Origin of the sequence: Cecembia sp. (assembly GCF_007126775.1) — a bacterium.
Classification (GTDB): Bacteria; Bacteroidota; Bacteroidia; order Cytophagales; family Cyclobacteriaceae; genus Cecembia.
The window spans coordinates 1-5083 of sequence record NZ_SLAP01000147.1; the positions used below are offsets into that span (position 1 = coordinate 1).

Sequence of the window (5083 nt, forward strand, 5' to 3'; positions counted from 1 at the left end):
CCAATAATTTGTACCAGCCAAGTGAGGAAAGGCCGGTTACAGTGTACGGAAAGGACTTTGATGGTAACCGAAGCATAGACCCGGTTATATTCACCTATTTCAAAGACAATTCCGGGAATTATGTCTCAGTTCCTGCCCATTATTGGGATGATTTATATGGGCAGAGTACCCTTTTCAGGAGAAAGTTCAATCGCTATAAGGAATATGCCAGGATTACTGAAGAGAACTTTTTCACTCAAGAAGAACTTGAAGGAGCTTTGGTGTTAAAGGGTACTTATGATCGAAGCAGTTGGGTTGAAAACCTTGGTAATGGTAAATTCAAAGTTCATGAACTTCCTCTATTGGCCCAAAAAGCACCTGTCAATGGTATGATAGTTGATGATGTGAATGGAGACGGGCATCAGGATCTGGTTTTGGTAGGGAACGATTATGGCAATGAGGTTTTTGCAGGCAGGTATGATGCATTCACGGGCTTGGTTTTATTGGGTGACGGGAAGGGTAATTTTGAGCCTGTAAGATCTTATGAAAGTGGATTTGTGGTAGCCGGTGATGCCAAATCTATGTCCTTACTCTATGATGCTCAAGGCCATGCTTTATACCTTTCTTCTCAGAACAGGGATAGACTGTTGGTTCACCAACCAAAAAATATACCGAAATCAGAAAGTTTAATCCATCCACCTCATGATGTGCACACACTCATTTTTGAAATGGAAAATGGACAAAAGCAAAGGGTTGATATAGGGAATAGGTCTGGATTTATCTCCAATTCCAGCAGGAGGGTTCCCCTACCAAATGGTGTTAAGCAAGTTCAAGGCCTGAATTTCAAAGGGGAACTAGTCGATTTGGAGTTTTGAGTTTTTGATAAAAATTTGAGGAAACAAGGAGGTTTTTTCAACCACAAAAGATCACAAAAGGGCACAAAATTCTGGTCATGGAATGCCAGTACCTGAGTATGTAGATTCTTTAGTTTTCTTTTGTATCTATTGTGGTCCAATTATGTAAAAGGTTAGGTTGGTTAAAAAATCATTTTCATAAGTTCTCTGACCTTGATGGTTAAGTTGCCCTATGGTAAAACCATTGATTCAGTTTTTTATAAGATCCTTAAAATTTGAGGAAACAAAGAAGGGGTTTTTTCAACCACAAAAGGACACAAAAGGGCACAAAAGCCTGGTCATGGAATGCAAGTGCCTGAGCCGGTAGATTCTTGTGTTTTCTTTTGGAGCTTTTCCCGACTTTCGGGACAAGTTGTGGTTCAGATCAATAATCTAATTCAATGCTACTCTTCCAAATGAAGGATATGAAAGTTTAACCTTGGTGAAGGTGGACTGTATTCCATTACTTATAAAGCTTTTTAAGGTCTGCATTGGCAATTTCAACCATCAGTTCTCCTACCTTCTGAGCGATGTCATTAAAGTACCTTTCCCCTTTTTCTGCATTGGATTTTTTAGGATTACCGATACCGGTATCTGCTGTGACGGAGGACCAGCGACGTTCTGCCCAGGCCCATTTCTCACTGATGCCTGTAAAAATTGATTTTTTCTCATTTCCATCACCTGCTTCCGAAAGCGGAAGGACCAAGTGTGGGTGTAAATACATGATAAGACTGGTTTCCATTTCATCTGCATGATCTCCGGGTACATCAAAATAAAGTGCTTTGTCCAATGCCTGAAACCAGTTGCAGCTCATCAGCAACATTTCGGGAAACTCCAAGCCCAATTCCCTTAATATGGTTTTGAAGTCATTACCGCCATGGCTGTTGAGAATCAGGAATTTTTTGATTCCCTGTCGGTTCAAGACCGTAAGGATATCACGGATAATGGCGAGTTGGGTACTTGGGTTCATGTTGATGTCCAGATAAATGTCACTTTGCCCGGTGTTCACACCAAATGGTATGGTAGGGAGGACAATGACTTTGGCTCCTTGATACCATGCAAGTTTACCGGCCGCAGCCGCAATGGCATCAGCCTCAAAAATATCGGTTCCATAGGGAAGGTGATAATTATGGGCTTCCGTAGCCCCCCAAGGGAGGACGGCAAGGTCGAACCGCTGCTCCTTTAAATTTTTCCAGTTATTTTCAGCCAATAGATAAGGTCGCATAGTGTATTTTTATAGTGAATGGTACAATCATTTTTCTTTTATAAAAATATCGAAAAAGAATCTCTTATTCTGATATATTTTTTGAATATTGGTATTTATTTGATCAATCCCAATGATATGATGCGCGACAGAAGAACCTTTCTCAAAAAAACCTTGGCTACTACTTCAATTTTATTGCCCACAGGTTTGACGAGAGCTTTCGGCCAATCTCAACACCATGGTAAAGGAGGTAAATTCAAACCTTTGATTCTTTCCACATGGGACCATGGCATGCCTGCTAATGACAAGGCCTGGGAAGTATTGATGGAAACGGGAGATTTGGTTTCTGCTGTCGAAGAGGGTGTAAAGATCACAGAACTGGATATGGATAACCTTTCCGTTGGTTTGCAGGGATTACCGGATAGAGAAGGAATTCCCACTTTGGATGCCTCTATCATGAAAGGTGATGGTTCTTGTGGTTCCGTTGCTTTTGTAAGGCAAGTGAGACATCCCATTTCTTTGGCAAGAAAAGTTATGGAGGCGACACCACATGTGTTATTGGCAGGAGAAGGTGCAAGGCAGTTTGCCATTGCTCAAGGATTTCCGATGGAAGAAGAGGTATTAAGTCCAAAAGCGGAGGAGGCCTATCAGAAATGGAAAGTGGAGTCCAAATATAAACCCATCATCAATATTGAAAATCACGATACCATAGGCATGATTGCTTTAGGTGTGGATGGAAAACTGGCCGGTTCCTGTACCACTTCAGGACTGGCATTTAAGATGCATGGCAGGGTAGGGGACAGCCCCATTATTGGGGCAGGACTTTATGTAGATGATGAAGTCGGAGCGGCTACAGCCACTGGTTTAGGGGAATCCATTATCCGGATTTGTGGCAGTTTTTTGATCGTGGAGCTGATGCGTCAGGGCAGGTCTCCTCAGGAGGCTTGTGAAGAGGCAGTCAAGAGATTGATCGCAAAAAATGAAAAAGACATCAAAGATATTCAGGCAGGTTTTTTGGCTATCAATAAGGACGGTGAATATGGAGCTTATGCTGTACAACAAGGATTTACCTACGCCATGCATTATGAAGGTGGTAAAGATCTTTTGAATGCAGGGTATAAATTATAAGTCATGGTTTTAGAAGCACCCGTTTTTACTATAGAAGCTGCCTTGTTGGCGGAGCAATTTGGTGTCCATAGGATAGAGCTTTGTTCTGATTTTGGGGAAGGGGGAGAAACGCCATCAGCGGGTGCATTGCTATACCTAAAGGAAAAATTACGAATCCCCATTTTTGTAATGATACGGCCAAGAGGAGGAGATTTTGTTTATACACCCGATGAGTTGGAAGTCATGAAAAGGGATATACAGATTTTGAAGTCCTTTGGTGCTGATGGTTTTGTTTTCGGCCTTTTGGATCAGGATGGGCATGTTGATCGGGAAGCCTGTAAGGTTTTAATTGAGGCAGCCGAAGGTAGCCCCTGCACCTTTCATAGGGCCTTTGATATCTGTCGTAACAAGAAAGAGGCAATTGAAACCCTCATTTCCCTGGGTTTTAAGAGGATTCTTACCTCTGGAGGAAAGAATACAGTTGCTGAAGGCATGACAAATATCCTGTCCTACCTCGAGCAAGCTGGGGAAAGGATTATTATCATGCCAGGAGGTGGGTCAAAACCTGAACATATTCCTTTATTGAATGAAGAGAATATGCTCAAAGAAATTCATGCCAGTTGTAAAAGTTATAGGCAATCAGAAAGCAAATTTGTGCATACAGATGTCCGATTATCCAAGGAGCCGAAGGCTTTTGAGAGGGTGTTGACAATTGATAAGCATCTGGTAGAAGCGTTTTTCAAGAAAATGGGTTAAACAATAGAACATACTGCCACTGACTGATCATGTTTTATTAACTTTTACGGCATATTTCAAAAAGGCATATAGATATAGTATTCTATTGATAAATGAATTTAATAGCCAATTAGATTTTGATTTTTGAGTAAAATATTGTAATTTATTCGACACAATAAAATCCAAATAGCTATGGTAAAAAGTTTTCAAGGCGTGAGGGTTGCAACCCCCAAAAAAAATAACCTTCCGGTACTGGTCAAGGACCACATGAGCACCAATTTGGTGACATTTATGGAAAATGAGACAATAGATCATGTACTGGAAGTACTTACAAAAAGAAAAATATCCGGTGCACCTGTCGTGGATAGAGATGGCCGTTTGATCGGAATTATTTCTGAAGTGGATTGTCTCAAGGAAATCATAAAGGGAAAATACTCCAATACACCCAAGTTTGTTGGATCAGTGGGCGAGCATATGACCAAGGATGTAATTACCCTTTCTCCCGAAATGACTTTATTTGACGCTGCCCAGAAGTTTTTGGATTTAAAGATCAGAAGATTTCCCGTATTGAGTGATGGCAAGTTGATCGGCCAAATCAGTTTATCAGATGTGATTCGGGCATTTCCGAAGCTGAAAGAAACGACTTGGTAGACCCACTCAAACAGTTAAAACAAGGTGTATGATGAGAAAACCTCCAAGTATAAAGCAGGAGGTTTTATTTTTAATATATATTCTAGTTTTACTACCACTTTAAATATATCCGACCAGTTTATAACTTAGGATTCCTATCCATTCTTTGAATAGTTTTTGCCAAATTAAGATGGATTGTGGACTTGGGTAAAATAACTTGGGAAAGCTCAGCCGGATGTCTTCTGCATAGTAATCAACAGGAAAAGGGGTCACCTTGATTCCGACTTTATCAAAACATCCCTTGGCCCGTTTCATATGGAAGGCGGAAGTTATCAGTAAGTACTCCTTGAATTCCCAGTTATCATCCAAATTGGTCAGTATTTCCTTTGTGAATTGGGTATTTTCTCTGGTATTTTTGGCTTCTTTTTCCAAAAGGATGTCACTTGGATCCACTCCGGCAATAAGCATAAAATCCCTTAATAATTCTGCTTCTGTATTGGGATTTGTAGGGTTGAGTCCCTGACCTCCTGTAATC

The 5083-nt window shown here is 40.8% G+C and carries 6 protein-coding genes; 4 read left to right on the forward strand and 2 right to left on the reverse strand.

Annotated features, from left to right (window positions below; all coding sequences use genetic code 11):
• Positions 1 to 854, forward strand: an 854-nt coding sequence (locus tag QZT73_RS09770; protein ID WP_291787868.1) for a VCBS repeat-containing protein, incomplete at its 5' end; no start/stop codon positions are given.
• Between the two features lie 481 nt (positions 855 to 1335).
• Here the strand turns inward: QZT73_RS09770 and QZT73_RS09775 are convergent.
• On the reverse strand, positions 1336 to 2097 hold the full coding sequence (locus QZT73_RS09775) for a creatininase family protein (protein ID WP_291787870.1): 762 nt from the start codon (positions 2095 to 2097) through the stop codon (positions 1336 to 1338).
• A gap of 120 nt (positions 2098 to 2217) precedes the next feature.
• Between QZT73_RS09775 and QZT73_RS09780 the strand changes: the two genes are divergently transcribed.
• The 3 genes from QZT73_RS09780 (at position 2218) to QZT73_RS09790 (ending at position 4569) form a co-directional block, all read left to right on the forward strand.
• A complete protein-coding gene (locus QZT73_RS09780) occupies positions 2218 to 3204 on the forward strand; it encodes a N(4)-(beta-N-acetylglucosaminyl)-L-asparaginase (RefSeq protein ID WP_291777899.1) in 987 nt (328 codons plus the stop codon).
• Between the two features lie 3 nt (positions 3205 to 3207).
• Entirely contained in the window at positions 3208 to 3939 is a 732-nt protein-coding gene (locus QZT73_RS09785; RefSeq protein WP_291787872.1) for a copper homeostasis protein CutC, read from the forward strand.
• A gap of 171 nt (positions 3940 to 4110) precedes the next feature.
• Positions 4111 to 4569, forward strand: a complete 459-nt coding sequence (locus tag QZT73_RS09790; RefSeq protein ID WP_291777886.1) for a CBS domain-containing protein — start codon at positions 4111 to 4113, stop codon at positions 4567 to 4569.
• A 99-nt stretch (positions 4570 to 4668) separates the two neighbouring features.
• Here the strand turns inward: QZT73_RS09790 and QZT73_RS09795 are convergent.
• The coding region (locus tag QZT73_RS09795; protein WP_291787875.1) for a YdcF family protein at positions 4669 to 5083 on the reverse strand (415 nt) is incomplete at its 5' end.

Coding starts and splice junctions, on each gene's coding strand:
- QZT73_RS09780 (WP_291777899.1), top strand. CDS start 2,218: ATGCGCGACAGAAGAACCTTTCTCAAAAAAACCTTGGCTACTACTTCA.
- QZT73_RS09790 (WP_291777886.1), top strand. CDS start 4,111: ATGGTAAAAAGTTTTCAAGGCGTGAGGGTTGCAACCCCCAAAAAAAAT.
- QZT73_RS09785 (WP_291787872.1), top strand. CDS start 3,208: ATGGTTTTAGAAGCACCCGTTTTTACTATAGAAGCTGCCTTGTTGGCG.
- QZT73_RS09775 (WP_291787870.1), bottom strand. CDS start 2,097: ATGCGACCTTATCTATTGGCTGAAAATAACTGGAAAAATTTAAAGGAG.